Consider the following 2,043-nt stretch of genomic DNA (forward strand, 5'->3'; position numbering starts at 1 on the left):
AACACCCCCCTCCCCCCCCCCCCCCCCCCCCCCCCCCCCCCCCCCCTCCCCTCCCCCCCCCCCCCCCCCCCCCCCCCCCCGCAACTGTCACATCACCCCTTGGAGCAGGCCCCGAGGATCACTCCCCAACGAGGCCCCAGGTCACCACAGTTCGCTGAAGTTGACGGCGACGTTCGCGTTGGTCTGGTCGATCTCCGTGAACGCGGAACCGTTCACCTGGGCCGTGTTGCTCTGGTTCGAGGCGCCGTTGCCAACCGCCTGCTGCTGCGTCGTGGACGAGTTGCCGTTGTTGTCGTCGCCGACGCCGCTGCCGTTGACCGTAGCCACTCCGGCGTTGGATCCGTCGTCCGCGAACGAGCCGTTGTCGGCCATCGCAACGCCGGAGAAGAGAGCGGCGGCGAGGGGCAGGGCCGCGACAGCAGCGAGGGCGCGGGCGGTACGGATGCTTGCCATGTTATTTCCTCCAGAACGGGAGATTCGCACCGGCGGGAAGCCGGATGCGCCTCAAGTAGCGCTTGCTCCAAGGCGGTTGGCCGACCGCCTCGGTCTTGCATCTGCACGACGTCGCGAGACCAGAGTTGCCCACCGCGCCCCCTGGGAACCACCCCGGAAGGCCTGATTCCCCCGCAAGCGTGAGGACAAGTCGATAAACACGCTTTGCGCCCCGAAGTCGCAGCTCAGCGCCGCTCCGACGGCCGAGGCCAGGCGCCGCACGGGCTGAAGCGTTCCCGCAGCGGACCCAAGTGGGGGGCGCCGTCCGCGCCCGACGCGCCACCCCGGGCCACCCCCCTTCCCTTCATCGAACGTTTGTACGAAACTGAAGTCATGGCCCCCATCGACCGCCATGCCGCAGACATCGACCGCCGTGCCACCGAGCGCGCCGCCGACCACACCCCCCGCCACGCGGCGGAGCCCCACGGGGCCGAGCCGCACGCCGAGTCCCGCTCGGCGGAATCCCAGGCCGCCGCGGACCGGGCCGACCGCCGCACCGCCACCCTCGCGCTGGCCCACGCCCTGACCGCCGCCGAGCGCGGCCTCGCCGTCATCCCGCTGTCCCGGACGAAGCTCCCGGCGCTGCGCTCCCCGCACCACGAGGACGCGAGGCACCACGACGCCCCGCCGCAACCGCATCCCTATCCCTCGCCCTGCCGCGGCGAGTGCGGCCGCATGGGACACGGTGTGTACGACGCGTCGACCGACCCCCACCGCATCCGCGAGCTGTTCGCCTCCGCCCCCTGGGCCTCCGGCTACGGCATCGCCTGCGGGCTGCCGCCGTACCACCTGATCGGCATCGACCTGGACACCAAGTCCGGCGTCGACGCCCCCGCCGAACTGCGGGAGTTGGCGTTGCGGCACCTGTTCACGATCCCGGAGACCGTCGTCGTGGCGACGCCGAGCGGGGGCCGCCACATCTGGCTGGCCGGGCCTGCCGACACCGTCGTGCCCAACTCGGCGGGCCGTCTGGCCCCCGGCATCGACATCCGCGGCGCGGGCGGCTATCTGGTCGGCCCGGGCTCCCGCACCGAACACGGCGTCTACAGCGCGGTCCCCGGCACCGCCCACCTCCCGCCGGCCACCTGCCCGCCCGCGCTCCTGCGGCTGCTCACCCCGTCCCCCCGACGCCGACCGCGGCCCGCGCACGCGGGCGCCCCCGCGGACCCCCAACAGGGCCAGGGCCTGGTCCAGTTCGTCCTCGCCGCGCACGCGGGGCAGCGCAACACCCGGCTGTTCTGGGCGGCATGCCGGGCGTACGAGAACGGCTTCGGCGAAGCACTCACCGCACCGCTCACCGACGCGGCCGTCCGTGTGGGCCTCACCGCGCGCGAGGCGGCGTCGACGATAGCGTCGGCGGCACGCCTGACGGGCCACGCATAATGTGCGCCGCCACCGCCCCGCTCCCACCCCGCCCCCTCCAAATGCCTCCCCAAATCGCCCCGGACAAAAAGAAAGTGGCGGGGGGGGGGGGGGGGGGGGGGGGGGGGGGGGGGGGGGGGAGGGGGGAGGGGGGGGGGGGGGGGGGGGGGGGGTGGTGCGTGTTGGACC

The 2,043-nt window shown here is 74.1% G+C and carries 2 protein-coding genes; one reads left to right on the forward strand and one right to left on the reverse strand.

The annotated features are described in order from the left end of the window. Positions 1-141: 141 nt before the first annotated feature. Entirely contained in the window at positions 142-453 is a 312-nt protein-coding gene (locus ACZ6AA_RS12625) for a hypothetical protein (protein WP_380834809.1), read from the reverse strand. A 372-nt stretch (positions 454-825) separates the two neighbouring features. Here ACZ6AA_RS12625 and ACZ6AA_RS12630 point away from each other — a divergent pair, with 372 nt between their 5' ends. Further along, positions 826-1,875: a bifunctional DNA primase/polymerase gene (locus tag ACZ6AA_RS12630; RefSeq protein ID WP_471457904.1), complete on the forward strand. Its 1,050-nt coding sequence runs from the start codon at positions 826-828 to the stop codon at positions 1,873-1,875. The last annotated feature ends 168 nt before the right edge of the window (positions 1,876-2,043 follow it).

This window comes from Streptomyces sp. NPDC040610 (assembly GCF_055594065.1).